The following is a 704-nucleotide window of genomic DNA, read 5'->3' on the forward strand; positions in this document are numbered from 1 at the left end:
ACTTCACCGTCGTCCTCGTGGGCGTCGCCACCACCAGCGTCGTGGCAGCTATCGTCGGCCCACCGATGATCCGACGGCTCATGGACCAGGCGGTCGTTCCGGGCCTGCACGGCAACCATCCGTACGAGCACGCGTTCCGCGAGGCGACAGCGCCCGGACATCGCTGCTGAACCGGGCCAGCCGGCGGGTTTGGTCGCGAAGGATGTCGATCGTCTCGGTGTCGAGGTGCCGTACGCCGTCTTCCAGTGCCTCCATGTAGGCCTCGAGCACTGCTACCGGTGTCCTGATCTCGTGGGCCAGATCCGCCAGCATTTGGCGACGGGTGTCCTCGGCGACTCCGAGCTGTCGCGCCATCGCGTTGAATGCCGCGGCGACATCGTCAAACTCTCTGCCCAATCGGGGCGGCGGGACGCGAATGTCATAGCGCCCGTCGGCGATCGCGAACGCGGCACGGGACAAAGCCGTCGCTGAACGGTGGACGCGCCGGCTCAAATACCAGCTCAGAGTCAGCGTGGCGAGCGCGGAGACGGCCACCGCGGTTCCGACGGACAGCGCTGTCGCCTCGCGGAACGCGTGCTCGTACGGATGGTTGCCGTGCAGGCCCGGAACGACCGCCTGGTCCATGAGCCGTCGGATCATCGGTGGGCCGACGATAGCTGCCACGACGCTGGTGGTGGCGACGCCCACGAGGACGACGGTGAAGT

General features: G+C 67.5%; 1 pseudogene. It reads right to left on the bottom strand.

Annotation, left to right across the window (positions count from 1 at the left end):
- Positions 1-105: 105 nt before the first annotated feature.
- A pseudogene (locus A5714_RS04310) lies at positions 106-704 on the bottom strand (histidine kinase dimerization/phospho-acceptor domain-containing protein); the annotation flags it as partial.

This window comes from Mycobacterium sp. E2462 (genome assembly GCF_001672685.1).
Lineage (GTDB): Bacteria > Actinomycetota > Actinomycetes > Mycobacteriales > Mycobacteriaceae > Mycobacterium.